Origin of the sequence: Amycolatopsis mongoliensis (assembly GCF_030285665.1) — a bacterium.
Classification (GTDB): domain Bacteria; phylum Actinomycetota; class Actinomycetes; order Mycobacteriales; family Pseudonocardiaceae; genus Amycolatopsis; species Amycolatopsis mongoliensis.
This window is the reverse complement of the sequence record NZ_CP127295.1, coordinates 2752977-2778638: the sequence shown is the minus strand read 5'-3', so window position 1 is coordinate 2778638 and position 25662 is coordinate 2752977. Positions and strand designations below refer to the sequence as shown.

The 25662-nt window shown below is 71.0% G+C and carries 29 protein-coding genes; 17 read left to right on the top strand and 12 right to left on the bottom strand.

Annotated features, from left to right (window positions below; all coding sequences use genetic code 11):
* The first annotated feature begins 567 nt into the window (after window positions 1-567).
* From QRX60_RS13505 to QRX60_RS13495, 3 genes are all read left to right on the top strand, one after another.
* A complete protein-coding gene (locus QRX60_RS13505) occupies window positions 568-2010 on the top strand; it encodes an LCP family protein (RefSeq protein ID WP_286003582.1) in 1443 nt (480 codons plus the stop codon).
* Window positions 2011-2093: 83 nt separating this feature from the next.
* Complete coding sequence (phoU, locus tag QRX60_RS13500) at window positions 2094-2759, top strand: phosphate signaling complex protein PhoU (protein ID WP_286001125.1); 666 nt, start codon at window positions 2094-2096, stop codon at window positions 2757-2759.
* Window positions 2760-2875: 116 nt separating this feature from the next.
* Entirely contained in the window at window positions 2876-3439 is a 564-nt protein-coding gene (locus QRX60_RS13495) for a dihydrofolate reductase family protein (protein WP_286001124.1), read from the top strand.
* 79 nt (window positions 3440-3518) lie between these two features.
* On the opposite strand, the gene pstB is transcribed toward QRX60_RS13495, so the two are convergent.
* From pstB to QRX60_RS13465, 6 genes are all read right to left on the bottom strand, one after another.
* Window positions 3519-4295 (bottom strand): phosphate ABC transporter ATP-binding protein PstB, encoded by a 777-nt coding sequence (gene pstB, locus QRX60_RS13490; RefSeq protein WP_286001123.1) that lies wholly within the window; start codon window positions 4293-4295, stop codon window positions 3519-3521.
* 10 nt (window positions 4296-4305) lie between these two features.
* A complete protein-coding gene (pstA, locus tag QRX60_RS13485) occupies window positions 4306-5226 on the bottom strand; it encodes a phosphate ABC transporter permease PstA (protein ID WP_286001122.1) in 921 nt (306 codons plus the stop codon).
* Window positions 5227-5228: 2 nt separating this feature from the next.
* Window positions 5229-6149, bottom strand: a complete 921-nt coding sequence (gene pstC / locus QRX60_RS13480; protein ID WP_286003581.1) for a phosphate ABC transporter permease subunit PstC — start codon at window positions 6147-6149, stop codon at window positions 5229-5231.
* 198 nt (window positions 6150-6347) lie between these two features.
* Complete coding sequence (pstS, locus tag QRX60_RS13475) at window positions 6348-7478, bottom strand: phosphate ABC transporter substrate-binding protein PstS (protein ID WP_286001121.1); 1131 nt, start codon at window positions 7476-7478, stop codon at window positions 6348-6350.
* 225 nt (window positions 7479-7703) lie between these two features.
* Window positions 7704-8609 (bottom strand): mycothiol synthase, encoded by a 906-nt coding sequence (gene mshD / locus QRX60_RS13470; RefSeq protein WP_286001120.1) that lies wholly within the window; start codon window positions 8607-8609, stop codon window positions 7704-7706.
* 63 nt (window positions 8610-8672) lie between these two features.
* Window positions 8673-9422: a winged helix-turn-helix transcriptional regulator gene (locus QRX60_RS13465; protein WP_286001119.1), complete on the bottom strand. Its 750-nt coding sequence runs from the start codon at window positions 9420-9422 to the stop codon at window positions 8673-8675.
* A gap of 153 nt (window positions 9423-9575) precedes the next feature.
* On the opposite strand from QRX60_RS13465, the gene QRX60_RS13460 reads away from it, so the two are divergent.
* The 9 genes from QRX60_RS13460 (at window position 9576) to QRX60_RS13420 (ending at window position 15675) form a co-directional block, all read left to right on the top strand.
* On the top strand, window positions 9576-10475 hold the full coding sequence (locus tag QRX60_RS13460; RefSeq protein ID WP_286001118.1) for an LmeA family phospholipid-binding protein: 900 nt from the start codon (window positions 9576-9578) through the stop codon (window positions 10473-10475).
* A 12-nt stretch (window positions 10476-10487) separates the two neighbouring features.
* Window positions 10488-10913, top strand: a complete 426-nt coding sequence (locus QRX60_RS13455) for a TlpA family protein disulfide reductase (RefSeq protein WP_286001117.1) — start codon at window positions 10488-10490, stop codon at window positions 10911-10913.
* A 330-nt stretch (window positions 10914-11243) separates the two neighbouring features.
* On the top strand, window positions 11244-11675 hold the full coding sequence (locus QRX60_RS13450; RefSeq protein WP_286001116.1) for a DUF4395 domain-containing protein: 432 nt from the start codon (window positions 11244-11246) through the stop codon (window positions 11673-11675).
* Window positions 11676-11706: 31 nt separating this feature from the next.
* The gene (locus QRX60_RS13445; RefSeq protein ID WP_286001115.1) at window positions 11707-12543 is read left to right on the top strand and encodes a sulfurtransferase; all 837 of its coding nucleotides are present in this window, start codon (window positions 11707-11709) and stop codon (window positions 12541-12543) included.
* Window positions 12543-12854, top strand: a complete 312-nt coding sequence (locus QRX60_RS13440; RefSeq protein WP_199198879.1) for a DUF1416 domain-containing protein — start codon at window positions 12543-12545, stop codon at window positions 12852-12854. The genes QRX60_RS13445 and QRX60_RS13440 overlap by 1 nt, the downstream gene beginning before the upstream one ends.
* Window positions 12855-13093: 239 nt before the next feature.
* Window positions 13094-13708: an FABP family protein gene (locus QRX60_RS13435; protein ID WP_286001114.1), complete on the top strand. Its 615-nt coding sequence runs from the start codon at window positions 13094-13096 to the stop codon at window positions 13706-13708.
* Between the two features lie 4 nt (window positions 13709-13712).
* On the top strand, window positions 13713-14309 hold the full coding sequence (gene pxpB, locus QRX60_RS13430) for a 5-oxoprolinase subunit PxpB (RefSeq protein WP_286001113.1): 597 nt from the start codon (window positions 13713-13715) through the stop codon (window positions 14307-14309).
* Window positions 14306-15151, top strand: a complete 846-nt coding sequence (locus tag QRX60_RS13425) for a 5-oxoprolinase subunit C family protein (RefSeq protein ID WP_286001112.1) — start codon at window positions 14306-14308, stop codon at window positions 15149-15151. The genes pxpB and QRX60_RS13425 overlap by 4 nt, the downstream gene beginning before the upstream one ends.
* Before the next feature lie 98 nt (window positions 15152-15249).
* A complete protein-coding gene (locus tag QRX60_RS13420; protein WP_286001111.1) occupies window positions 15250-15675 on the top strand; it encodes a hypothetical protein in 426 nt (141 codons plus the stop codon).
* On the opposite strand, the gene QRX60_RS13415 is transcribed toward QRX60_RS13420, so the two are convergent.
* Complete coding sequence (locus QRX60_RS13415) at window positions 15654-16502, bottom strand: aminodeoxychorismate lyase (RefSeq protein WP_286001110.1); 849 nt, start codon at window positions 16500-16502, stop codon at window positions 15654-15656. The genes QRX60_RS13420 and QRX60_RS13415 overlap by 22 nt on opposite strands.
* A gap of 31 nt (window positions 16503-16533) precedes the next feature.
* On the opposite strand from QRX60_RS13415, the gene ygfZ reads away from it, so the two are divergent.
* The 3 genes from ygfZ to QRX60_RS13400 are packed head-to-tail and all read left to right on the top strand — an operon-like array spanning window position 16534 to window position 19209.
* Entirely contained in the window at window positions 16534-17664 is a 1131-nt protein-coding gene (ygfZ, locus tag QRX60_RS13410; protein ID WP_286001109.1) for a CAF17-like 4Fe-4S cluster assembly/insertion protein YgfZ, read from the top strand.
* A 49-nt stretch (window positions 17665-17713) separates the two neighbouring features.
* Window positions 17714-18277 (top strand): RsiG family protein, encoded by a 564-nt coding sequence (locus tag QRX60_RS13405; RefSeq protein WP_286001108.1) that lies wholly within the window; start codon window positions 17714-17716, stop codon window positions 18275-18277.
* On the top strand, window positions 18274-19209 hold the full coding sequence (locus tag QRX60_RS13400) for an asparaginase (RefSeq protein WP_286001107.1): 936 nt from the start codon (window positions 18274-18276) through the stop codon (window positions 19207-19209). Before QRX60_RS13405 ends, QRX60_RS13400 begins: the two co-directional genes overlap by 4 nt.
* Before the next feature lie 17 nt (window positions 19210-19226).
* Here QRX60_RS13400 and QRX60_RS13395 read toward each other — a convergent pair whose 3' ends face one another.
* Window positions 19227-20123, bottom strand: a complete 897-nt coding sequence (locus QRX60_RS13395; RefSeq protein ID WP_286001106.1) for a hypothetical protein — start codon at window positions 20121-20123, stop codon at window positions 19227-19229.
* A 207-nt stretch (window positions 20124-20330) separates the two neighbouring features.
* Between QRX60_RS13395 and QRX60_RS13390 the strand changes: the two genes are divergently transcribed.
* Both QRX60_RS13390 and QRX60_RS13385 read left to right on the top strand, forming a co-directional pair.
* Entirely contained in the window at window positions 20331-20519 is a 189-nt protein-coding gene (locus tag QRX60_RS13390; protein ID WP_286001105.1) for a DUF3073 domain-containing protein, read from the top strand.
* Window positions 20520-20669: 150 nt separating this feature from the next.
* Entirely contained in the window at window positions 20670-21524 is an 855-nt protein-coding gene (locus QRX60_RS13385; protein ID WP_286001104.1) for a 3-hydroxybutyryl-CoA dehydrogenase, read from the top strand.
* On the opposite strand, the gene QRX60_RS13380 is transcribed toward QRX60_RS13385, so the two are convergent.
* From QRX60_RS13380 to QRX60_RS13365, 4 genes are read right to left on the bottom strand one after another with little or no spacing between them, the layout of a single operon-like run.
* A complete protein-coding gene (locus QRX60_RS13380) occupies window positions 21509-22348 on the bottom strand; it encodes an ECF transporter S component (protein WP_286001103.1) in 840 nt (279 codons plus the stop codon). The genes QRX60_RS13385 and QRX60_RS13380 overlap by 16 nt on opposite strands.
* Entirely contained in the window at window positions 22345-23943 is a 1599-nt protein-coding gene (locus tag QRX60_RS13375) for an ABC transporter ATP-binding protein (protein WP_286001102.1), read from the bottom strand. The genes QRX60_RS13380 and QRX60_RS13375 overlap by 4 nt, the downstream gene beginning before the upstream one ends.
* A complete protein-coding gene (locus QRX60_RS13370; protein WP_286001101.1) occupies window positions 23940-25007 on the bottom strand; it encodes a CbiQ family ECF transporter T component in 1068 nt (355 codons plus the stop codon). The genes QRX60_RS13375 and QRX60_RS13370 overlap by 4 nt, the downstream gene beginning before the upstream one ends.
* On the bottom strand, window positions 24997-25629 hold the full coding sequence (locus QRX60_RS13365; protein WP_286001100.1) for a hypothetical protein: 633 nt from the start codon (window positions 25627-25629) through the stop codon (window positions 24997-24999). Before QRX60_RS13365 ends, QRX60_RS13370 begins: the two co-directional genes overlap by 11 nt.
* Window positions 25630-25662 lie beyond the last annotated feature (33 nt).

The following is a 25662-nucleotide window of genomic DNA, read 5'->3' as shown; positions in this document are numbered from 1 at the left end:
CAACCGCGGCCGCCGCGGCCGCGTCAGCCGCGCCGCACGACCGCCGCCGCCCCGCTGCCCGAGGCCCCGCTCCAGCGCCGCCCGCCGGCTGCGAACCCGGGCCCGCAGCAGACGTCGGCCGCGCCGCAGCCGCCCCGGCGGCCCCGCCGCCCCGCAGCGACCCCCGAAGACGCGCCTCAGCGCCCCACGGCCGACGAAGGCGCCGTACCCCGCCGCCCGGACCCCGCCGCCCGCCGGCGCCCCACGGCTGAGGGTGCCGCGCCTCGCCGCCCCGACAGCGCCGCTCGCCAGCGCCCCGCGGCCGACGGTGCGCCCCCGCGCCCGCCTGCCGCCGATGCGCCCCGCCGCCCGGCCGGCGCCCCCGACGGTGCCGCACCTCGCCGGCTCACGGCCGAGGGTGCCGTGCCCGCGACCCCCGAAGCGGCCGCGCGCAAGCGGCCCACGCCGGACTCGCCGATGCCCAAGCACCCGGCCGAGGCCCCCGCGCCGCAGCGACCTGCGCCGGAGGCCGGTGCGGCCGCGTCGAGCCGGTCCGCCGGCGACGCCCCGAAGCCGCGTCCGGGCGCGGTGCCGCCGCGCGCCGAGCTCGATCCGCTGACCATGACCGACGAGATGGAAGCGATCGACGAGGCGACGCAGTACCGCCGCAAGATCGACCACACGCTCGCCCGGTTCTCGGCCGCCCACGACGAGATGAACGCCGAAGAGGCGAAGCGGCGCGAGCGCCGTGAACGCCTGTCGCCGGCTTCGCTGATCGAGAGCACGCGTACGGCGCTTCAGCGCGTCGTCGCACCGGCGCCGTCGCCCGAAGAACAGGCCGACGCCGCCGAGCTGGCCGCGCAGACCCGGCTGCAGGAGAAGAAGGCGCGGAAGATCGAGCGCTCGGCCCGGTTCGGCCGGATCGCCGCGGCCGTCGTCGCCGGTCTCGTGTTCCTCGGCATCGGCGGCGCGTGGGGCGCCCAGACGTACTTCGACGCCAAGTTCACGCAGGTCTCCGCGCTCGACGAGAACTCGGCCGACATCCAGGACGCCGACGCGCAGGCCAACGACGAGAACTTCCTGATGGTCGGCTCGGACACCCGCGACGGCGCGTCCGCCGAGGAAGGCGTCGGCACCGCGGACAGCACGCCGGGCGCCCGCTCGGACACCGTGATGGTGGCGCACATCCCGGCCGACCGGAAGCGGGTCGTCGTCACGTCGTTCCCGCGCGACCTCGAGATCAACCGGCCGGACTGCCAGAAGTGGGACCCGGCGCAGAACAAGACGACCGACGAGGTCTTCCCCGGCCAGAAGATCGCGAAGCTCAACACCGCGTACGCGGTCGGCGGGCCGGCGTGCGTCACCAAGGTGATCCAGCAGATCACCGGGCTGCGGATCAACCACTTCGTCGGCATCGACTTCAACGGGTTCAAGGAGATGGTCGACGCCGTCCACGGCGTGACCGTGCACAACGAGACCCCGATCGACGACAGCGTCCTCGGCAAGGTGCTGCTGGAGACCGGCGACGTCACGATCACCGGCGACCAGGCGCTGAACTTCGTGCGGGCACGGCACGTCAAGGGCGACCCGACGTCGGACTACGGCCGGATCAAGCGGCAGCAGGAGTTCATCGGCGCGCTGCTGAAGAAGGTCATGTCGTCCGACGTCGTGCTCGACCCCGGCAAGCTCAGCGACTTCATCACCGCCTTCGCGAAGGCCACCTTCGGCGACAACCTCGGCGTCAAGCAGATGATGACGCTGGCGCAGTCGATGAAGGGCCTGGACCCGTCGAAGATCTCGTTCCTCACCGTGCCGACGACCGGCGAAGCCAACAGCCGCGGCAACGAGGTCCTCGTCCGCAGCAAGACGAAGGCCCTCTTCGACGCGCTGCGCAACAACACCCCGCTCCCGGACCCGAACGCCCCGGTCCCGGCGAGCGAGCAGGCCCCGCCGACCAGCACGTCGAAGTCGTCGTCGAAGACCACCACTTCGAAGACGACCACCAGCAAGAAATCCGGCACCACGGGCTGATCCGCGAGGATCGTTAGACCGGGTTCACGTGCGGTTCACCCGGCGATGCGGTGTTTGGTCACGGTTGGCCGTAGGGTTGGGCCATGCGTGAGGCTTACCATGTCGAACTCGAACAGCTCGCCGTCAACCTGGCCGCCATGTCGGTCCAGGTCGCCGACGCCATGGAGCGCGCCACCCGCGCACTGCTGGAGGTTGACCTCAGTCTCGCCGAGCAGGTGATCAGCGACGACGCCAAGGTCGACGACGCCCGCGCCCAGTGCGAGGAGCAGGCGTACGCCCTGCTGGCGCTGCAGGCACCCGTGGCGACCGATCTGCGTACCGTGCTGGCGGCGATCCACGCCGCCGAAAGCCTGGAGCGGATGGGCGACCTGGCGCTGCACGTGGCGAAGGCCGCCCGGCGCCGTCACCCCGACCCGGTGCTGCCGGACGCGGTGCGGCCGTACTTCGCCGAGATGGGCGAGGTGGCGGTCAAGCTGGCCCGTCAGGTCGAGCAGATCATCAAGTCGAAGGACGTCGAAGCGGCGAAGACGCTCGAGTCCGACGACGACCAGGTGGACGACATCCACCGCCACCTGTTCACGGTCCTGATGGACCGCGAGTGGCCGCACGGCGTGGCCGCGGCGGTCGACGTGACGCTGCTGGGCCGCTTCTACGAGCGCTACGCCGACCACGCGGTGTCGGTCGCGAAGCGGATGATCTTCGTGGTGACCGGCAAGATGCCGGGCTACGGCTCCGACGACGACATCTGAGCAAGTTCCGAAAGGCCCCTGACCGCCTGGTCAGGGGCCTTTTTCAGCGGGACCGATGAGTTTCGCCGCGCCGATGTCTCTCAACGGGTGACAGCACACTCACGAAGGAGCCGGCCATGCGCAACGTCATCGCCTACGTCAACCTCACCCTCGACGGCCACCTGGCCGGCCCGGCGGGCGAACTGGACTGGATGCTGCCCGACCCGTCGATGAACATCGCTCTGTCCGATGAGCTGCGGTCCCGGGTCGACACGATCCTCACGGGCCGGACCTTCCACCACGGCATCGAGCAGAACTTCCGCGCGCAGGCGGCGGACCCGGCGAGCCCGGCCGAGCTGGTCGACTTCGCCACGTGGATGATTTCGACGCCCCAGGTGATCTTCTCGCGGTCGTTGACCGAAGTGGCCGCGCCGCACCGGATCGCCGGCCCCGACCTCGCCGCGACAGTCGCCGAGCTGAAGTCATTGCCGGGCAAGGACATGGTGCTCTTCGGCGGGGTGTCGATCGTGCAGCAGTTCGTCCGGGCGGGGTTGGTGGACGAGTACTGGATCAAGCTCTACCCGACCGCGATCGGCGCGGGACAGCCGCTGTTCACGGAACGGCGGACCGAATTGCGGCTCGTGGAAAGCAAAGCGTGGGAATCGGGAATCCTGACACTGCGCTACGTGCCGGCCGAATGATCCACAAAGGACAAAAGAAGAAGGCCTTTCCCGCCTGCCCCGAGCGCGGGCGGGAAAGGCCTTCGACCACAACGACGACTCAGCCGAAACGGCCCGAAATGTAGTCTTCCGTGGCTTTCTCGTCCGGGTTGGAGAAGATCTTCTCCGTGTCGTTGAGCTCCACCAGCCGGCCCGGCTGCCCCACGCCCGCCAGGTTGAAGAACGCCGTCTGGTCGGAAACCCGCGCCGCCTGCTGCATGTTGTGCGTCACGATGACGATCGTGTAGTCCTTCTTCAGCTCGCCGATCAGGTCCTCGATCGCCAGCGTCGAAATCGGGTCCAGGGCCGAGCACGGCTCGTCCATGAGCAGGACGTCCGGCTGGACCGCGATCGCGCGGGCGATGCACAGGCGCTGCTGCTGACCGCCCGACAACCCGCCGCCCGGCTTGTTGAGGCGGTCCTTGACCTCGTTCCACAGGTTCGCGCCGCGCAGGGCGCGCTCGGCGATGTCGTCGAGGGTCTTCTTGCCCTTGGTGCCGCCCAGCTTCAGGCCCGCGACGACGTTGTCCTTGATGGACATCGTCGGGAACGGGTTGGGGCGCTGGAACACCATGCCGATCGTGCGGCGCACCTGGACCGGGTCGACCGACGACGCGTAGATGTTCTCGCCGTCCAGCAGGACCTCACCCTCGACGCGGGCGCCGGGGATGACCTCGTGCATGCGGTTCAGCGTCCGCAGCACCGTCGACTTGCCACACCCGGACGGGCCGATGAACGCGGTGACGTTGCGCGGCGGCACCGAGAGGGTGACACCGTCCACGGCGTGGAACTTGCCGTAGTAGATGTCCACGTCCTTGACGTCGATTCGCTTGGCCATGACTTACAGCTCACTTCTTCTTCGGGGCGACAAGGCGCGCGAACACGGTGGCGAGGAGGTTGATCAGGGCGATGATGATCACCAGCGTCAGTGCCGCGCCCCAGATCCGGTCGAAGCCGACCGAGCCCGGGTCCATCGGGTTGCTGACGCGCTCGTTGTTCATCAGCAGCGGCAGGGCCGCCTGCTCGCCCTTGAAGATGTCCCAGTTCGTGTAGGCCGAGTAGCCGACCAGGACCAGCAGCGGCGCCGTCTCGCCCATGACGCGGGCCAGCGCCATCATGATGCCGCCGACGATGCCGGACATCGCCGTCGGCAGCACGATCTTCATGATCGTCTTCCACTTCGGCACGCCCAGCGCGTACGACGCCTCGCGCAGGTCGTCCGGGACGATCCGCAGCATCTCCTCCGACGAGCGGACGACCACCGGGATCATCAGCAGCACCAGGGCCAGCGACACGGCGAAACCGCTGCGCGGCAGGCCGAGCGTGGTGATCCACAGCGCGTAGATGAACAGCGCGGCCACGATGGACGGGACACCGGACAGGATGTCGACCATGAACGTGGTGGCCTTGGCGAGCTTGCCGTTGCGGCCGTACTCGACGAGGTAGATCGCGACCAGCATGCCGATCGGCACCGCGATGATCGCGCACACCAAGCCCTGCAGCAGGGTGCCGACGATGGCGTGCAGCACGCCGCCGCCGACCTCGTCGGACAGGACGTCACCGAAGTCCTGGCTCCACCAGTTGCTGTAGGGGATGCGCTTGATGCCGTAGGCGATCACCGTGTAGAGCACCCACACCAGCGGCACGACGGCGATCAGGAACGACAGCCAGACCAGCGTGGTCGCCAGCCCGTTCTTCACCTTGCGCGCCAGGCTGACCTGCTGGAACGCCGGGGTCGTGGCGGGGGCTTCGAGCGAGGTGGTGGACATGCTCAGTCCCCCTTCTTGCCGATGATGGACCGCGCGAAGAAGTTCACGACGAACGTGAGCACGAACAGCACCAGGCCCGCGGCGATGTACGCACCGGCCGAGACCTCGTTGTTGAACTCGCTGTAGTTCGCGGCGATCTTCGAGGCGAACGTCGCGCCGCCGTCGAAGAGGCTCCAGTCGAAGTTCTTGCCCTGCGGGATGAGGAGGATGACGGCCAGCGCGATCGTCTCGCCCAGCGCGCGGCCGAGGCCGAGCATGGACGCGCCGACGTAGCCGGCCTTGCCGAACGGCAGCACCGTCGTGCGGATGACTTCCCAGCGCGTCGCGCCGAGCGCCAGCGCGCCCTCGATGTGCGGCGTCGGCGTGCGCTCGAAGACCTCGCGCGAGAGCGACGTGATGATCGGCAGGATCATCACGGCGAGCACGATGCCCGCGGTGAAGATGGTGCCGCGCACGCTGGGCGCGACGTTGCCGGGCGCCAGCAGCGGGAACCACGAGAACGTCTCGTTGATCCACTGCGCGAACGGCTCGATCGCCGGGGCGAACACCAGGATTCCCCAGAGGCCGAAGATGATCGACGGCACCGCGGCGAGCAGGTCGATGACGTACGCGAACGGCCGCGCGAGCTTCTTCGGCGCGTACTGCGTCAGGAACAGCGCGATGCCCAGCGAGACCGGCATCGCGATGATCAGTGCCACCACTGAGGTCGCCACCGTCACCTCGAGCAGGTCGAGGATGCCGAACGACATGTTCGCCGGATCGTTGGTCGACCAGCCGTGGTTGGTCAGGAAGTTGGCCTTGTCGGCCTTCAGCGCCGGGATCGCCTGGATGAGCAGGAAGATCCCGATCAGGCCGATCAGGGCGACGACGAAGATCCCGGCCCCGGTGGTCAGGTTCTGGAAGATGCGGTCACCGGGCCGCACCTTCTTCGGTTTCTCACTCACGGGCGGTGGTGGCACCGCCGGGGAGCCTGGTTGCTCCGAAATCGGGACCTCCGGGGGCGTCGTGGCGGACGACGAACGCCCACCGGGGTCGCCGGTGGGCGTTCGCGTCGAGGGTGACTCGCTCATCAGCTACTTCTGACCAGCCTCTATCACTCGGGTGTCAGTCGCAATGCCGGGTCAGGAGATCGCCTTGACGGCGGTCAGGACCTTGCTCTGCAGCGACTGCGGGATCGGCACGTAGCCCTTGGCGGACAGCGGCTGCTGACCGTCGGTGGCCGCCACCGTCAGGAACGCCTTTACGGCCTTCGCGACGTCCGCGTTCGCGTACTTCGAGCAGACGATCTCGTAGGTCGTCAGCAGCAGCGGGTAGGCACCCGGGGTGTTGCTGGCGTAGATGCCGTTGAGGTCGAGCGCGAGGTCGTTCGTGCCGTCGTGCAGGAACTTGGCCGAGTCGAGGGACTTCGCCACGTTCGCCGCGTTGAGCTCGACGCCGCCGGAGCCGCTGTCGATCAGGGCCGGGGTCAGGCCGTCCTTGGCGAACGCGCCCTCGACGTAGGTGATGCCGCCGTCGGACGCCTTCACCGCGGTCGCGACGCCGTTGGAGCCCTGCGCACCGTTGCCGACGCCACCGTTGAACTTCTTGCCGGCACCCTTCGTCCAGTCGGCCTTCGCCGCGGCGCCCAGGTACTTCTGGAAGTTGTCGGTGGTGCCCGACTCGTCGGCGCGGGAGACGACCTGGATGGCCTTGTCCGGCAGGTTCAGGCTCTCGTTGCCCTTGACCGCCTTGATGGCCGGGTCGTTCCACTTGGTGATGCCACCGCTGAAGATCTTCGCGATGACCGACGGGGTCAGCGTCAGCTTGTCGACACCGGAGAGCTTGTAGGCGACGGCCACCGGGCCGACGACCATCGGGATGTTCCAGGCGTCGCTCGCGCAGCGCTTCTTGGCCGCCTCGAGGTCCGCGCCGGTGATCGGCGAGTCCGAGCCGCCGAAGTCGATCTGGTTGGCGTTGAACTGCTTGACGCCCGCGCCCGAACCGCTCGGGTTGTAGTTGACCTGCTGGCCGGAGCACTTCTTGCCGTACTGCTGCGTGAAGATGTCGATGGCGTTCTTCTGGGCCGACGAACCTTCCGCGGAGAGCGGGGTCTTGCCGCCGCACTCCACGTCGGCCGTGCCGGTCGCAGCGGGCGCCGAAGCCGAGTTCGAGCTGCTGCTGTTGGACGCCGCGGGGTCGGAACCACAGGCGGCGAGCACGAGGGCGGCGCTCGCGACGATGCCCACCGCGCTCAGGGGCCGCATGATCTTCACTGCTGTTTCCTCCATCAGGAGCTTGACCGGGTCGTCGCGGCGTGGTGCCGCGCCGGAACCGGACATTAGGCAGCCCTGGTGGACGGTCGGCCCTCATCACATGAACGCAAAGTGAACAAGGCCTCGGATGTGAGCAGGGCTACTAGCCCGATAGGGTGCCGTGTCCCGGCCGTGACCTGCGCGTTCGCACACCGTGACGGACCGCTCGCACGGCGTCCATCGTGGTCACCGACCGTACTGGACGTCGGCTTCGTGACGCGTGAACCCGAGCTTGGTGTAGACCGCCAGCGCCGGGGCGTTGTCGCCCTCGACGTACAGGATGATCTGCCGCAACCCGCGGCTCGCGAGGTACCTCAGCCCGGCGAGCGTGAGCGCCCGGCCGAGCCCGCCGCCCTGCGCCGCCGGGTCGACGCCGACGACGTAGACCTCGCCGACGCGTTCACCGTCGAAGCGCCCCGGAGTCGCCTCGTGGACCTTCGTCCAGTGGAAGCCGATGACCTCGCCGTCCTGCTCGGCGAGGAAGAAGCCGTCGGCGTCGAACCACGGCCGGCGCTCGTCGGCGCGGATGTCGTCGGCGGTCAGCGCGCCCTGCTCGGGGTGCCAGTCGAAGGCCCGCGCGTTGACCCGGACGACGGCGTCCTCGTCCTGGCCCGGCACGAACGTCCGCAGCGAGACGCCGTCGCGCAGCCGTGGCTCCGGCCAGTCCGCGTCCTTGACGTCGGTGTGCAGGATCAGCAGCTCGCGCTTGCGCTCCAGGCCGGTCCGCACGGCCAGCTGCTGCGCCGCGGGGTGGTCGCCGTGCGCCCAGACGCGGAAGCCGACCGCGGCACGCTCGTCGAGGGCCTGGAGGAGCTTCGCGCCGTAGCCGCGGTTGCGATGGGCGGGGTGCACGAACAGCTCGGCGACCTGGTGCCCGAAGGAGTCGCCCGTGGTGTCGAGGTGGGCGTAGCCGACGACGTCGCCCTCGACACAGGCGACGAGGTGCTCACCGCCGTCGAACTCGCCGGGCAGCGGCCCCTCGGGCTCGGCCTCGGGCCGCCCGTCGGCCTCGCGCACGGCCAGCAACAGCCCGCGCACGTCCTCGAGCTGCTGCTCGTCCAGTTCCTGGCGCCACTCGCCTTCTCCGCTCACCCCGTGACCGTACCCGGGCAAGAGGCAACGCGACGGTTGTCGGCGCGTCCTGGGAGTGTGGCGTCAGTGCGCGAGTTCGGGGGTCTCGGCCGGCGCCTCGGCCTGCGCGGGCACGGCCGCCCGCGCCGCGCCGCCCTTGGCGGGCCGCTCGAACTTGTAGCCGACGTTGCGCACGGTGCCGATCATCTGCTCGTGCTCCGGGCCGAGCTTGGCGCGCAGGCGCCGCACGTGGACGTCGACCGTGCGGGTGCCGCCGAAGAAGTCGTAGCCCCAGACCTCCTGCAGCAGCTGGGCGCGGGTGAACACCCGGCCGGCGTGCTGGGCGAGGTACTTGAGCAGCTCGAACTCCTTGTAGGTCAGTTCGAGGGTGCGCTTGCGCAGGCGGGCGGTGTAGGTCGCCTCGTCGATGACCAGCTCGCCGACCCGCAGTTCGGCGTCGACCTGGGCGGAACCGCCGTCGCGGGTCGTGACCAGCCGCAGCCGCGCGTCGACCTCGGCCGGGCCCGCGGTGGGCAGCAGGATGTCGTCGGTGCGCCACTCGGCGCTGACCGCCACCAGGCCGCCCTCGCCGACGACCGCGATGATCGGGGTGGCCGCCTCGTCCTCACCGGTGCCCTTGAGCAGGCGGCAGAGGCTCTTCGCCGAGGCCAGGTCGCTGCGGGCGTCGAGGAGGATCACGTCGCGGTGGCCCGCGTCGAGCAGGGCCGTCACTTCGGGAGCGCGGACGCGTACGGTGTGCGGCAGCAGGTCGAGCGCCGGGAGCACCGACGTGGCGTCGGCTTCCGCGGTCAGCACCAGAAGGTCCAGGCTCATGAGCCGCACCGCCTTCACAGATCGTCGCCTCACGGTGGCGTTGTTCGGTGCTAAGTGAGAATAGCGGCTGAACGGCCGGGCACCTAACCCTTGCTGGATCGATCACACCTGGAGAAACCTCCGGTGGCCCCGACGAACAGGAGTACGGACGCGATGGTGAGCAGGCCCGTGACCCGGGACGACCGACCCGCACCGAGGCCGGACGCGCGGCGCCGCGGACGCCGGGCACGGCGCTGGGTGATCGCCCTCGTCGTGTTGGTGCTGCTGCTGGTCGGCGCCGATTTCGGGGCCGCCGCGTACGCCGAGCACATGATCTCCCAGAAGGCCCGGACGCAGCTGCAGCTGACCGACGACCCGTCGGTGACGATCCACGGCTTCCCGTTCCTCACGCAGGCGCTGGGCGGTGACTACAGTCACATCAGGGTGTCCGCCGCCGGTGTTCCGGTCGGCGACAAGCTCCAGGACGTCGCGCTCAACGCCGAGCTCGAGGACGTCACCGCGCCGCTGTCGGACCTCACGAACGGCAACACGAAGGCGATCACCATCGGCAAGCTGACCGGCGCGGTCACCATCAAGGCCGCCGACCTGGCGCGCGTCGCGCCGCTGGACAAGATCAAGGACCTGCGGATCGAGCCGGCGAGCACGGACTACGTCGAGAACGGCGACAGCGGGCAGAGCGAGCCGACGCCGACCACGACGACCACCACCGAGGGCCAGGCCGCCCAGGACGAGTCGAGCACCGGTGTCCGCATTTCGGGACACCTTCAGTTCGCGGGCAAGGATCTGGAAATCTTCTGCTTCGCGATGATCGAGGCCGACGCGAAGGGCGGGGCGATCAACTTCATCCCGAAGCGGCTGCAGTTCGGGAATGACCAGGAGACCACCGTCGTTCCCTCCGCAGTGCAGAAGGCGCTGATGCCGAACTTCAGCGCCTCGATCAAGACGAAGGACCTGCCGCTATCGGTCACCCCGACCGGGGTGCGCGTGCAGAGTGGGTCGGTGACGATCAAGGGCGAAGCGGCGAACGTGTCCTTCGCGGAGCTGAGCAAGTAGGGAGGCGGGCCGGTGACGGGGCTGTGGGTGCTCGTGGCGGTGCTGGTGGCCGGGATGGCCGCCGGCCTGCTGCTGAAGGCCCGCAACGGCCGCGTGCGGGACGCCAAGCCCGCCCGTGAGCTGCCCGGCCCCGTCGCCGACGCCCTCGACCCGGCGTCCGCCGTGACGCTGGTCCAGATCTCCACCACCTTCTGCGCGCCGTGCCGGCACGCGAAGGCCGTGCTCGGCCCCCTCGCCGACCGGACCGACGGCCTGCACCACGTCGAGCTCGACGTGACGAACCAGCCGGAGGTCGCGCAGTCGCTGGCCGTGCTCCGGACGCCGACCACGATCGCGCTGACCCCGGACGGCCGGGAGCTGCTGCGCGTCGGCGGCGTCCCCAAGGGCCCCGAACTGCTGGACGCGCTGCGGCCACACCTCACCACCCCAACCCCCTGACCACCCCACCCTCCCGTTCGCACTCGCACACGAACCCCGCACTTTCCCCGAGAAAGATGCGTCCAGAGAGCGGGGCGTCTCAGATGGCGGGAAGCGTCCCAGGGTATGAACGTGGTTCCCACTCTGAGGGAGCTCTGGGTACCCTCGCACCCGTGACCGGGCTGACCACCTTCTTGACGCAGCGACGCGCAGTCGACCTCTGCCGCGTCCGCAGCAGCCTGTGTCGCGCTCACGCCGACCGGCACTGAAGCACGTCCGGTCCCACCCAGCCCTGATGCCGCTGACGCGTGCCGTTCGCACGCACCCCCTTCTGCTCCAGCTGGAGGAACCATGTCCGCCGGACCGGCCGTCGACCCGCGGGGCCCGCGGTTCGCCGCCATCCTGACCACGATCGTGCTCGCGGTCGTCCTGGTCACCCAGTGGTGGCCGTTGCTGGCGATCCAGACCGTCGTGTTCGCCATCGGGGCGTTCGTCGGGCTGAAGCCGGCGCCTTACTCGATCGTGTACCGCACGCTCGTGGCCCCGCGCCTCGGGCCGACCGACGAGCGGGAGGACGCGGCGCCGCTGCGGTTCGCCCAGGCCGTCGGGTTCGTGTTCGCCCTCGTCGGCACGATCGGCTTCGCGCTCGACGTCACCCCGCTCGGCATCGTCGCGACGGCCTTCGCGCTTTTCGCGGCCTTCCTCAACGCGGCCTTCGACTTCTGCCTCGGCTGCGAAATGTTCTTGCTCCTCAAGCGCTTCACCCCCGCCCGCGCGTCCTGAAAGTTCAACCCAGAAAGAGAGTTCTGTTCTCATGAGCCGTGAAGACGTCCTGGTCACCACCCAGTGGGCCGAGGAGAACCTGGACACCCCCGGCGTCGTGTTCGCCGAGGTCGACGAGGACACCACCGCCTACGACGCCGGCCACATCCGGGGCGCGGTGAAGTTCGACTGGCGGAACGACCTGCAGGACGGGGTGCGCCGCGACTTCGTCTCCAAGGAGGGCTTCGAGAAGCTCCTGTCGGAGAAGGGGATCTCGAACGACGACCTCGTGATCCTCTACGGCGGCAACAACAACTGGTTCGCCGCGTACGCGTACTGGTACTTCAAGCTGTACGGCCACGACAAGGTCAAACTGCTCGACGGCGGCCGCAAGAAGTGGGAGCTCGACGGCCGCGAGCTGAACTCCGACGAGGTCAAGCGCGACACCACCGAGTACAAGGCCCAGGACCAGGACCTGTCGCTGCGCGCCTTCCGCGACGAGGTCGTCCAGTCGATCGGCGCGAAGAACTTCGTCGACGTCCGGTCGCCGGACGAGTTCTCCGGCAAGCTGCTCGCCCCGGCGCACCTGCCGCAGGAGCAGTCCCAGGTCCCCGGCCACATCCCCGGCGCGCTGAACGTGCCCTGGGCGAAGGTCGCCAACGAGGACGGCACCTTCAAGACCGAGGACGAGATCAAGGAGCTCTACAAGGACGAGGGCATCGACGAGGGCAAGGGCACCATCGCCTACTGCCGCATCGGTGAGCGTTCCTCCATCGCCTGGTTCGCGCTGCACGAGCTGCTGGGCTACGAGGACGTGAAGAACTACGACGGTTCGTGGACGGAATACGGCTCGCTGGTCGGCGTGCCGGTCGAGTTGGGAGCCAAGTGATGGCGGTTGACGACAGCTGCGGCGCACCGGTCCAGGAGGCCACGCCGGCGGACTACGACACTCGCGGGCAGGTCGTGCTCGCCGGCAAGGTGACCGGCGCGAACGGGCCGGTCGGCGGCGCGTTCGTCCGGCTCCTGGACGGCGGCGGCGACTTCACCGGCGAGGTCGTCTCCTCGGCCGACGGTGACTTCCGCTTCTACGCGGCACCGGGTGACTGGACGGTGCGCGCGCTGCACCGCACCGGCAACGGCGAAGCTTCGGTCACCGCCGAGGGCCCGGGCCTGCACCAGCTGGCGATCTCGGTCGCCTGATCCCGTAGTCCGTGAAGGCCTCCTTACCGGCTCTTATGGCCGGGAAGGAGGCCTTCACGGCTTTCCGGCGGTGACCGTGCTCACCGCGGCGACCCTGCGCCGGGCCGGCTGAGCGGCGGCGGACTATCCTGCTGGGCGTGGAAGCACTGTTTACGACCTTGCTCGTGCTGGCAGGCGTCGCGATCACCTGGTTCGCCGTGTACGTCGTCTACCGGCTTTACGCGGACCAGCGCTGACCCATGACCGCCAGCGGCGACGACGCCATCGCAGCAGCCGAGATGCGCGCGGAAAGCACCCGCGCCCGCAACCTCCCGCTGTGGGACGACCTGCCCATCCCCAACGACACCGCGAACCTGCGTGAGGGGCCGGACCTCAACGAAGCCTGCCTCGCGCTGCTGCCGCTCGTCGGCGTCTGGCGTGGTGAGGGCGAGGTCGACTACCCGACCATCGAAGGCCCGCGCAAGTTCGCGCAGCAGCTGACGATCTCGCACGACGGCCGGCCGTTCCTCGTCCACGAGTCCCGGGCGTGGCTGCTGGACGACGACGGCAACGTCCTCCGCCCGGCTGCCCGCGAGTCCGGGTTCTGGCGGCCGCACGAGGACGACACGATCGAGCTGCTGCTCACCCACAACACCGGCATCGTCGAGCTGTACTACGGCAAGCCGCGCAACCAGACGTCCTGGGAGCTCGGCACCGACGCGGTGATCCGCACGGCCACGGCGAAGGACGTCACCGCGGCCCAGCGGCTGTACGGCCTGATCGAAGGCTCCCTCGGCTACGTCGAGGAACGCGCCATGATGGGCCAGGAGATGCAGCCGCACTCTTCGGCCCTGCTGCGCCGCGTCGTCGGCTGACGCCGTGCGCTGGCGGCGCTGTGGCGAGGACGCCGCCCTCCTGGACTGCGAGTCCCTCGAGCAGATGCGGGCGGCCCACGCGATCGTGTCCGCCGCCCGCCCCGAGGGCGTCGTCGACCTCGTTCCCGGCGCGCGCAGCCTGCTGGTGATCGGCGGTGTGGCCGCCGCCAAGACCCTGCTCGACGACGCCGATCTGAGGCACCCGCCCGCCGGCGAGCCGCGCGAAGTCACGCTCGACGTCCGCTACGACGGCGAAGACCTCACCCTGGTCGCCGAAGACGCCGGGCTCTCCACAGACGCCGTTGTCGAGCTGCACACCGAAGCCGTCTACACGGTCGCGTTCACCGGGTTCGCGCCCGGGTTCGGCTACCTGACCGGACTTCCGGAGCGGCTGCGGCAGCCGCGGCTGGCGTCCCCGCGCACCCGCGTCCCGGCCGGGTCGGTGGGGCTGGCGGGCGAGTTCACCGGCGTCTACCCGCGCGAGTCGCCGGGTGGCTGGCGGCTGCTCGGGCGCACCTCGGCGACGTTGTTCGACCCGCACGCCGATCCGCCCGCCCTGTTCGCGCCGGGCGACCGCGTCCGCTTCCGGGCCGTCCGATGAGATCCCTGGAGGTCCTCGACCCCGGGCGGTACGCGCTGGTCGAGGACCTGGGCCGGCCGGGCTACGCGCACCTCGGCGTGACACCTTCCGGAGCACTCGACACGGTGTCGCTGAGGCTGGCCAACCGCCTGGTGGGCAACCCCTCGGCGGCCGCGGGCATCGAAGCGCTGCTCGGTGGTCTTTCGGTGCGGCTCACGGCGTCGGCGACGGTCGCGGTGACCGGCCCGGCGGTCCCGGTTTCCGTGGACGGCCGGTCCTTCGGCTCCCACGTTCCGGTGCCGGTGCGAGCCGGCCAGTCGGTGTCGGTCGGCACTCCTTCGACCGGGTTGCGCTGCTACCTGGCCGTGTCCGGCGGGATCGCCGTCGAACCGGTGCTGGGCAGCCGCTCGCGCGACGTCCTGTCCGGCATCGGGCCCGCACCGCTGAAGGGCGGAGACGTGCTCCCGCTCGGCGAGCCCGGGATCCCGGCGGGCGCGGACGTCGTCGTCCCCGTCCGGGCACCGGCCGAACTCGTGGTGCCGGTGACGCTCGGCCCCCGCGACGACTGGCTCGACGACCCGGCCGGCGGGCTGTCGGCGTGGTGGACGGTCACGGCCGAGTCGAACCGCGTCGGCCTGCGCCTCGACGGGCCGCCGCTGCGCCGGGCCGTCGAAGGCGAACTGCCCAGCGAAGGCGTGGTCACCGGGGCGATCCAGGTGCCGCCGAACGGGCTGCCGGTGGTGTTCCTCGCCGACCACCCGACCACCGGCGGCTACCCCGTCGCGGCCGTCGTGCGGGCGGGTGCGCTGAGCGCGCTCGCGCAGGCCCGGCCGGGCACTCGGGTGCGGTTCCGGATGTCCTGAAAGTCCTGTACCGCCACGCGGGTGAGACCCAGATCACGCCGTGCACCCGTCTGCGTGAGGTCTGGAACCATGTCACGCCGTCGCCCGTCCTCATAGGCGTGGAGAAGGTGACGATCAGCGGTGGCACGGGTTTCCTGGACGTGAACACGCGGGAGCGGGCGGAGCTGCCCCAGTCGCTGCGGATCGCACTGGCCACCGGCCAGCTGCGCCGCCCGCTCGCCACCACGCTCGGCCCGGTCCTCGACCTGCTCGTCGACGGCGACTACCGCGTGAGCGGCCCGGAACGGCTGCCCGACGACCAGCTGCTCACCCCCACCGACGTCTGGCCGCCTGCCGACGAAGCCCGCGTCGGCTACTACCGGACCGCCATCCGCACCGGCCACCGGCCGGTCGCGGTCGTGCTGGCCGACGGCGACCGCGAGCTGATCATCGACGGCCACCACAAGATCGCCGCCTACCGCGCCGAAGAGGTCGCCCCCGCCGTCGTCCGGATCAGCCTGGGTCAGGCGTACTCGGCCTCGTAGGCCGCCACGAGCTCGCCGTACACCGCGGAGGAGTCCGGCAGCCGCTCGCCGTCCAGCGTGTGCACCCGGGTCAGCTTGCGCACGCTCGAGGCCATGAAGACGCCGTCACCCTCGACCAGGTCACGCACGGTCAGCGGCTCCACCTTGACCGTCCAGCCCGTCTTCTCGGCGCCGCGGAACAGCGCGGCCTGCGTGGTGCCCGGGAGGATGCCGATGCTCGACGGCGGCGTGTAGAGCGTCCGGCCCTTCGCCAGCACCACCGTCGACGTCGGTCCTTCGAACACCGAGCCGTCGGCGGCGGTGAAAATCACATCTTCGGCACCGCGGCGGACGGCCTCGCGCACCGCGGCCATGTTCACGGCGTACGACAGCGGCTTCGCGCCGAGCAGCAGCCAGGGCGCGCGCTCGGCGAGATCCGGCGGGAAACCGCGTTCGAGGGTGATCGCGGCGACGCCTTCGGCGCGGGCCCGCAAGATCGACGACGAGACCTCGGAACCGAGCGCGAACCCGGTCGGCACGGCGTCGGGGTCGCCGTCGGAACCCCTGGTGTACACCAGTTTCAGCGCCATTTCGGAGCTGCCGGACCACCTCTCGACCACCAGCGCGACGACGCGTTCCCACGCGCCGAGATCCGGCTCGGGCAGGTCGAGCATGGCGGCCGAACGGGCGAGCCGCTCGAGGTGCGGGCGCAGTTCACGGGGCTTGCCGTCGACGACCAGGATCGTCTCGAAGACGCCGTCGCCGCGCATCAGGCCGAGGTCGTCGACCTTGATCTGGGCGGTGCCGGGATCGGCCGGGGTTCCGTCGAGGAAGACGAGCACGCGCATGCCGCCACCGTACTCACCTAGGCTGGGCGGTATGCCGTACCGCTCGCCGCTGCTGGACGTGCCCGGATCCATCCCGCCGCCCGACGACTTCCCGGAAGCCGGCGTCCCCTGGCACTGGGGCGACCCGTTCGCGGAGCAGCGCACGGCGTCGCGCGGTGTGGTCGTGATCGACCGCTCGCACCGCGAGTTCATCGCCGTCACCGGGGAAGAGCGGCTCTCGTGGCTGCACCTGGTGATCTCACAGCACGTGACCGAGCTCGCCGAGGGGACCGGCACCGAGGCGCTGGTGCTCGACAGCCAGGGCCGCGTCGAGGCGCACATGGTGCTCGCGCACCTCGACGGCACCGTCTGGCTCGACACCGACCCGGGCCCGAGCGTCACCAGCGCGCTGCCCAAGGGCGGCCCCCAGACGCTGCGCGAGTACTTCGAAGCCATGAAGTTCTGGTCCAAGGTGGACATCCGCGACGCGACCGGCGAGCTCGCACTGCTCACGGTGCTCGGCCCGGACGCCGAGCGCGTGCTGAGCGCCGTCGGCGCCGAAGTCGGCCCGGAGCCGTACGCGGTCACGGCGCTGCCCGGGGGCGGCTTCGCCCGCCGGATGCCGTGGCCGGGCCGCTCCAGCGTCGACCTGGCGGTACCGCGCGACGAGCTCGCCACCTGGTGGAAGCGGCTCACCGACGCGGGCGCCCGCGCGGCCGGCAGCTGGGTGTTCGACGCGCTGCGCGTCGAGTCGCTGCGGCCGCGGCTGGGCGTCGACACCGACGAGCGCACGATCCCGCACGAGGTCAACTGGGTCGGCTCCGCCGCCCACGTCGCGAAGGGCTGTTACCGCGGCCAGGAGACGGTGTCGAAGGTCCACAACGTGGGCCGTCCGCCGCGGAACCTGCTCCTGCTGCACCTCGACGGTTCGCCCGAGGTCACGCCCGAAACCGGCGACCCGGTGCTGCTCGACGGCCGGACCGTCGGCCGGATCGGCACGGTGATCCAGCACCACGAGCTCGGGCCGATCGCGTTGGCGCTGGTCAAGCGCTCGACGCCGGTGGGCGCGGAGCTGCTGGCCGGCGCCGAGGACAACCTCGTCCAGGCGGCGATCGACCCCGACTCCGTCCCGTCGGAGCAGCCCGCGCCGGGCCGTGCGGCAGCGGCGCAACTTCGTGGCTGAAGGAAAGCCCCTGACAGCGAGATCACGCTCAACCGGGATAAACTGCGCTGTGATCGAAGTGCGGCCCGGCGGCAGGCGGCGAATCGACCGCGTGCTCGGCCCGGGGTACCTCAGCGGCCTGGGTGAACTGCCGCTGAAGGTGCTGCGCGAGCGGCGCGACGAAGCCGCGCAGGAAGAGACGGACCTGTCCTACCTGCGCCGGTTGCTGCACGCCCGGATCGACATCGTGCGCGCGGAGCAGGCGCGGCGCAGCTCCGGCGGCGAATCGAGCATCGTCGACCAGCTGGCCACGATCCTGGCGGACAACGCGCTGGGCCCGGCGGCGGGGTCCGGCCGCCACCAGCAGCTCGAGCCGTCGCGCGCCGGAGAGCACCGGCGGCACGCCGAGGCCCTGATCGGCGACACCGACCTGACCGACGTCGAGTCCCTGACGGACGAGAAGCTCGCCTCCGCTTTGGACACCTACGCCCGCGAAGAGCTGTCGGTGTCGTCCTTCCGGCGCGAGGTCCAGGGCGTGATGGACACGCTCAACGCGGAGATCGCGAAGCGCTACCAGCAGGGTTCGGCCACTGTGGACGAGCTGCTGGAGAACGAGGGCGGGCGCGGCGAGTGACGAACCCCGTCCTCGCCGAAGTCGTCCGGTCCGGTTTCGTCGAAAGCGTCCACCGCGGCGCGCTCGTGGTCACCGGCCCCGAAGGCGAAGCACGCCTGGCCCTCGGCGACGTGGTCTCCCCGGTGTACCCGCGCTCGTCGAACAAGCCGCTGCAGGCGGTCGGGATGCTGCGGGCCGGCCTGGACTTCACCGGCGAAGACCTCGCGCTGGCGTGCGCGTCGCACTCCGGTGAGCCGGGGCACGTCAAGCGGGTCCTCGAGCTGCTGCAGGCCGCCGGCCTGCGAGAAGACGACCTCGTGTGCCCGCCCGACTTCCCGCTGCACGTGCCGAGCATGCGCGACGCCGCCGAGCCGCGGCGCGTGATGATGAACTGTTCGGGCAAGCACACGGCGATGCTGACGACGTGCGTCCGCGCCGGCTGGCCGACGGACGGCTACGAGACCCCGGACCACCCGCTGCAGCAGGCGATCGCGGCGGCCGTCGCGGAGCTGACGGGCGAGCCGATCGTCCACACGGGAGTCGACGGCTGCGGCGCGCCGCTGTTCGCGTTCTCCCTGACGGCGCTGGCCCGCGCGTTCGGCCGGGTGGCCCTCGCCGCGGACGGGCCCGGGCGGACGGTGGCGTCGGCGATGCGGGCGCACCCGTGGCTGGTGGCGGGCACCGGCCGCGAGGACACGGAGCTGATGTCCGCCGTGGAGGGTCTCATCGCCAAGGGCGGTGCGGAGGGCGTCCAGGCGTTCGCCCTCCCGGACGGCTTCGCGGTGGCGATGAAGATCGACGACGGCGCCAAGCGCGCGTGCGCGCCGCTGGCGGTCGAGGCGCTGAGGTACCTGGGTGCGGACGTTTCGGGCCTCGAGGGCCTGGCCCACGGCTCGGTACTCGGTGGCGGCCGCCCGGTGGGCGAAGTGCGGGTCCCGGAGCTGCGCGGCTGAAAGCCCGGGCCGGCTGGTCAGTTCGAGCGTTCGCGGGACGCCAGGTCGCCCCAGAACTCCCGCAGGTCGGAGAACAGCTCGGCGAGCTCCTCGACGTTGCCCGAGCGCAGCGCGTCCAGGATGTCGTGCACCTCGTCGGCGGTGTTGTCGGACTCCAGGATCGGGTCCGCGAACAGCTGCACCAGCCCGCCGTAGTCGAGCTCGACCACCGAATCCGCGTGGAAGTTGTCCAGCCACCGCCGCGTCTCGTACAGCACGCGTCCCGGCCCGGAGTCGCCGAACGTCTGCTCCAGCAGCTCGCCGGCCTCACGCGCCCGGTGCTGCGCGTCGGCGAGGGTGGTGCGCCAGGACACCTCGCGCTTCGGGTCGTCGCGGCCGCGGCCGAGCACCAGGCGGCGCTCGTCCGGCTCGATCAGCACGAACCACGGCAGCGGGACGGTCCAGGTCGTCGACAGCGTGTGCGCCGCCGACGTGCTCAGGTCCACCATCGCCGACTTCGTCCGCGCGCGGATCGTCTCCTGGGTGAAGCCACCCTCGTCGAGGACGACGTTCTTCAGCGCCGGGTGCGCGTCGCCGAGGAAGGTGACCAGCGCGGCGGCCGAGCGGGCCCGCAGCTCCAGCGGGCACACGAACGGCCCGTGCTCGCCCTTGCCGTCCGGCACGTCCTCGGCGGGGAGCACCAGGACGTCGGTCAGCAGGCTCGGCGCGGGACGCCCGTCGGCGAGCTCGGCGGGCAGCAGCCGCCGCGGCGCGGCGACCTGTGACTTGAGCCACATGGCCTGCTCGCGCGCCCCCGCGTCCGTCCGCTGCAGCTTGGCCGCCGCAACGGCCGCACGCAGCCGTTCGCCCGGCGGATCACCGAGGGCGAGCAGAGGTTCGTACACCCGCAAGTAGGCCACGAAGGGACGGAGCACGAGTAGATCGTGGCACGCCTACCTGCGCGGATCGCCACCGACCGGCCGGTAACCGGCGTCCGGCGGACACTGTCACGACCAGCACACCGTGCCACGTCGCATCGAACCCCCCGGACACGGTACGGTGTGAGCAGGAAAGAATTGTCGAGACGATGCGGGGCCGCCGATTCCCCCGGCCGCCCCGCCCCTGTGCGAGGGGGTCGAGCCATGGGGCGCGGCCGGGCTAAGGCCAAGCAGACGAAGGTGGCGCGCGAGCTCAAGTACAGCTCGCACGAGACCGACTTCGATGCTTTGCAGCGCGAGCTGTCGAGTAGTTCCTCGAGTGGTCATCACGAGGAGTCCGACAGCGATGATCAAGACCCGTACGACGACGGGTATGACGAGTACCGTCGTTGAGCACGCGTAACCGCGCGAGGGCGTAGCCGGGACACATCCGGCGATCGCCCTCGCGCGCTGCGTGCTGCCCACAATGCTGTCCACAGTGTTGTCGAAAGCACGCGGTTGCCAAAAGCACGCGGGGCTGCGAAGCGATGAAGGAGTGAGCCGGTGGTAAGTCGGGTTGGAGTCGTCGGGGCGGGCCTCATGGGGTCCGGCATCGCCGAGGTGCACGCCCGGTCCGGATTGGACGTCGTGGTCACCGAGGTGAACCAGCCGGCGCTTGACGCCGGCAAGGCCCGGATCGAGAAGTCGCTGCAACGCGGCGTCAAGAACGGCAAGCTCTCGTCCGAGGACGCCGACGCGGCACTGGGCCGCCTCCGCTTCACGACGGACATAGCCGAGTTCGCCGACCGCGAACTGGTCGTCGAGGCGATCCTCGAGCAGGAGCAGGCGAAGGTCGACGTCTTCCGCCAGCTGGACAAGATCGTCGAGGCGGAGGACGCGCTGTTCGCGTCCAACACGTCGTCGATCCCGATCATGAAACTGGGCATGGCGACGAGCCGGCCGCAGCAGGTGGTCGGCATCCACTTCTTCAACCCGGTGCCGGTGCTGCCGCTGGTCGAGCTGGTGCCCTCGCTGCTGACCAGCGAGGAGACGGCCCGCCGCGCGGAGGAGCACGCGACGACGGCGCTGGGCAAGACCGTCATCCGTTCGCAGGACCGCGCCGGGTTCATCGTGAACTCGCTGCTGGTGCCGTACCTGCTCTCGGCGATCCGGATGATCGAGTCCGGCTTCGCGTCGGCGGAGGACATCGACCGCGGCATGGAGCTGGGCACCGCCCACCCGATGGGCCCGCTGCGCCTGTCCGACCTGATCGGGCTGGACACGATCAAGGCCATCGCGGACTCGATGTACGCGGAGTTCAAGGAGCCGCTGTACTCGTCGCCGCCGCTGCTGCTGCGCATGGTGGACGCGGGCCTGCTGGGCAAGAAGACGGGCCGGGGCTTCTACTCGTACGGCTGACCGGGACTCCGGTCGAAGACCGCGGGCGCGTCGAAGGCCGCCCGCCTGGCGGCGCGCCTCAGCACCGCCAGGACGGCCGGCCCCAGCAGGACGATCGCGACCGCGTTCGTGATCGCGCGGCCGGTGTCCCAGCCGAGGGTCGACGTCAGGACGGTGAACACCGCGAACCGGTGGAGGTTGTCCAGCAGCGGCGCGCCGGGCACGAACCCGAGCTGCGCGCTGGTGCCGGCGAGGAACGGCCACGACCACAGGCTCATCAGGAGCCCGAAGAAGTAGGCCGCGAAGACGCCGTACCCGACGAGCAGGGCGATCTCAGCTTTGCCGCGCGGTTTCCGCGGCAGCAGCCCGGCACCGAGCCCGATGAGCGAGGACGCGAGCATCTGGAACGGCAGCCACGGCCCGACACCGGCGGTGAGCAGCGCGCTGGTGAACAGCGACGTCGAACCGAGCACGAACCCGAAGCCGGGGCCGAACACCCGCCCGGCGAGCACGAGCAGGAAGAACACCAGCTCGATGCCCCCGGTCCCGGCCCCGAGCGGCCGCAGGCCGGCGTTGACCGCCGAGAGCACGCCCAGCAGGGCGAGCGCTTTGGCGTCGATGCCGCCGCGGGAAAGTTCGGCGAGGACGACCAGGATCAGCACCGGCAGGGTCGCCATGAAGACGAACGGGGCATCCGCGGTGTGCGCGGCCGCGCTCGGCGCGGGGTGCGCGAAGAGGGGCCAGCAGAACATTGCCAGCCCCAGGACGCTCGCGACCCCGAGGACCAGCGCGGGCTGAAGAGCGATGCGGACCGCGCGGGGTGGCGGCCCGAGGAAATCGGTCATGCCAGGGCCTCGGCGACCTCGTCCACCGTCAACCACTGCTCCGGCGCCAGGATCTTCGACACCTGCGGCGCGAACGCCGGCGATGCGACGATCACCTCCTTCGTCGGGCCGTCCGCGACCACCTCTCCCTCGGCCATGACCACCACGCGATGCGCCACCGTCGCCACGAACTCGACGTCGTGCGTGGCCAGCAGCACCGCGTGGCCCTGCGAGGCCAGCTCTCGCAGGGTCGCCGCGAAGCGCCTTTTCGCGTGGTAGTCCAGGCCGCGGGTGGGCTCGTCGAGGAGCACGACCGGCGGGGCAGACGCCAGCTGGACCGCCAGCACCAGCGCCAGCCGCTGCCCTTCGGACAGGTCGCCGGGGTGCGCTTCACCGGCGATCCCGGGGGCGAGCCGGTCCAGCAGGGCCCGGGCCGTTCCCGCCGCGACCTCCGATTCGGTGTCGGCCTGTGCGCACTCGGCGTCGACCGAATCGAGGTACAGCAGGTCGGCCGGGGTCTGCGGGACCAGCCCGACGCGCTGACGGGCCACTCGTGGCTTGAGCGACGCGGGATCCGCGCCCCCGACGTCGACCTTCCCCGCCGACCTCGGTCCGCTGCCCTGCACCGCCCAGAGAAGCGACGACTTGCCGGAGCCGTTGCGTCCCATCAGTGCGACCACTTCCCCCTGCCCGACGCGCAGGTCCACCCCGCGCACCGCCAGGACATCGCCGTAACGGACCACCACCCCTCTCACGTCCAGTGCTCGACCGGTCACCGAGAGGGTAGAACCCACCACCGACAATTTCCGGAGGCGTGAACGCAGGGGCCCCGCGACCCGCCGCGCGTCCCGCACCGACAACGGCAGCGGCGACCACCCCACGAGCCGGCCCAGCTCGGCGATCGGCGGCGCGATCTCGGACGTCGCCAGGATTTCCGAAGGCGGGCCGGACCGCACCGACCCGTCGCCCGGCAGGTACAGCACCCGGTCCGCGTACTGCGCCACCCGCTCCATCCGGTGCTCCGCGACGACCACCGTCGTCCCGAGGTCGTGCACCAGCCGGGTGATCGCCGCCAGCACGTCCTCGGCCGCCGTCGGGTCCAGCGCGGACGTCGGTTCGTCGAGCACGACGACCGAGGGGTGCGCCGTCAGCACCGAGCCGATCGCGACGCGCTGCTGCTGCCCGCCCGACAGAGTCCTAAGTGGACGGTTTCGCAGCTCCGCGATCCCCAGCAGGTCCAGGGTTTCCTCGACACGCTTGCGCATGACGTCCGGCGCCACCGCGAGCTGCTCCATCGCGTACGCCAGCTCCTCCTCGACGGTGTCCGTCACGAACCCGGCCAGCGGGTCCTGCCCGACGACGCCGACGACCGCGGCCAGCTCCCGCGGCGGGTACGACGCGGTGTCCAGTCCGTCCACCAGCACCCGCCCGGCCAGCCGCCCGCCGGTGAAGTGCGGGACGAGCCCGTTGATCGCGCCCAGGAACGTCGACTTGCCGGCCCCGGTCGGCCCCGCGACCAGGCACAGCTCCCCCTCCTCGACCAGCAGCGAGACCTCCGAAAGCACCGGCCTCGAGGCATCCGGGTAGGTCACCGTGACCCGCGAGAACTCGATCATCGGACGACCTCCGACGAGGGCGGGCGGGGCGCGACGAACGCGGGCACCACCGCGACGAGCAGGGACACCACGTGCACCAAGGAGACCTCCGGCCACCGCAACGGGCTCAACGACGGGTACAGGTTCGCCGGATCGACCTGGGCGGACAGGAAGAGCGAAACGCACGACCCGATCCCGGCGAGCACCACCAGCGTCTCCGGCCACCGCCACGGGTCCGGCCGGTACGCCGTCCGCCGCACGCGCCGGCCACCGAGGACGAACCCCGCGACCGCCACCACCAGCCCCGCGGCCAGCAGCGGCACGCCGAGCCACGACGACGTCCCGTCGAGCACGCCGTAGACGCCGACGCACACGCCGGCCAACCCGAACAGGACACAGGAAGCGATCAGCACCCGCACCCCCGGGCTCAGGTACGCCCGGCGCCCGTAGCCCCGGGAGTCCATCGCGGCCGCCAGCCGCAGCGACCGCTCCATCGCGTCCTCCAGCACCGGCACCACGATGCCCTTGACCGCCCGCAGCCCGCGAGTCCGCCCCGCCCGCAGCCGCCGGGCCCGTCGCACGCGCTGGACGCTCTCGACGAGCTGCGGGGCCACCGTCAGGGCCACGGTGACCGCCGTGCCCACCTCGTACAGCGCGCCGGGGACCGCCTTGAGCAGGCGTTTCGGGTTGGCCAGGGCGTTCGCCGCACCGACGCAGACGACCATCGTCGCCAGCCGGAGGCCGTCGTAGAACCCGCCGAGCAGCGCCTCCGCCGACGTCGGCCCGAGCAGGGACAGCCCGGCGGTCAGCGGGATCCGCGGCAGCGCGAGGAGCACGTGCCCGCCGTCCTCACCGCCGACCAGGATCCGGAACAGCACGCGCGAAGCGACGATCAGCGCACCGACGTACGCGTACAGCCGGAACGCCAGCGCCCAGGGCGCGTCACTCCGCCGGTTCGCGACGACGAACCCCGCGACGGCGATGATCAGGCCGAGCAGCAGCGGGTTCGTCGTCCGGCTGGCGGCGACGGCCAGCGCGAGCGCCCAGACCCACCAGGCGCCGGGGTGCAGCGCCCTACTGCGCACGCCGACGGCGCACCGCGACGACCACGCCGGCGCCGCCGACCAGCACGATCACGATGGCCCCGATGACCAGGCCCCAGGGGAACGAGCTGCCTTCGCTCGCCGGAGCGGGCGCCGGAGCTACGGCTTGGCGCACCGGCGCCACGCGCGGCGGCGCCGGCAGGTCGTTCGCCGACTTCGGCCGCGCGAAGGCCCAGCCTTCGAAGCCACCCGCCACCGGCTTCGAAGTCTGGGCACCCTCCTGGCTCGACTCCCACTGACCACCCGCCGACGCGTGCCAGTAGCTCCAGTAGGCCGTGGCCGACGGCATCCCGGCGCACGACTCGACGTCCGGACCCGGCTTGCCGTCGATCCGGCAGGCCACGGCGAGGCCGTACTTCTGCGAGCCGGCGACGGCGAAGCCGGCCTCCTGCAGCGCCGCGATGCCGTTCGCCGGTGTCCCGGGGGCGCAACGGATCGACGACGCGGGGCCCAGGTCGCCGAAGTCGACGACCACCGTGACGCCGCCGCCCTCGGCGCAGGACCCTTCGGGACCCGTCGCCGAGGCGGGCGCGGCGCCGGTGAGGCAGGCGCCCAGCAGCAGGGCGCAGACAGCGGAGAAACGGGCGAAGCGCGCGGCGATCATGCGAGAACCTTAACCAGCGGCAGACGCGGTTCC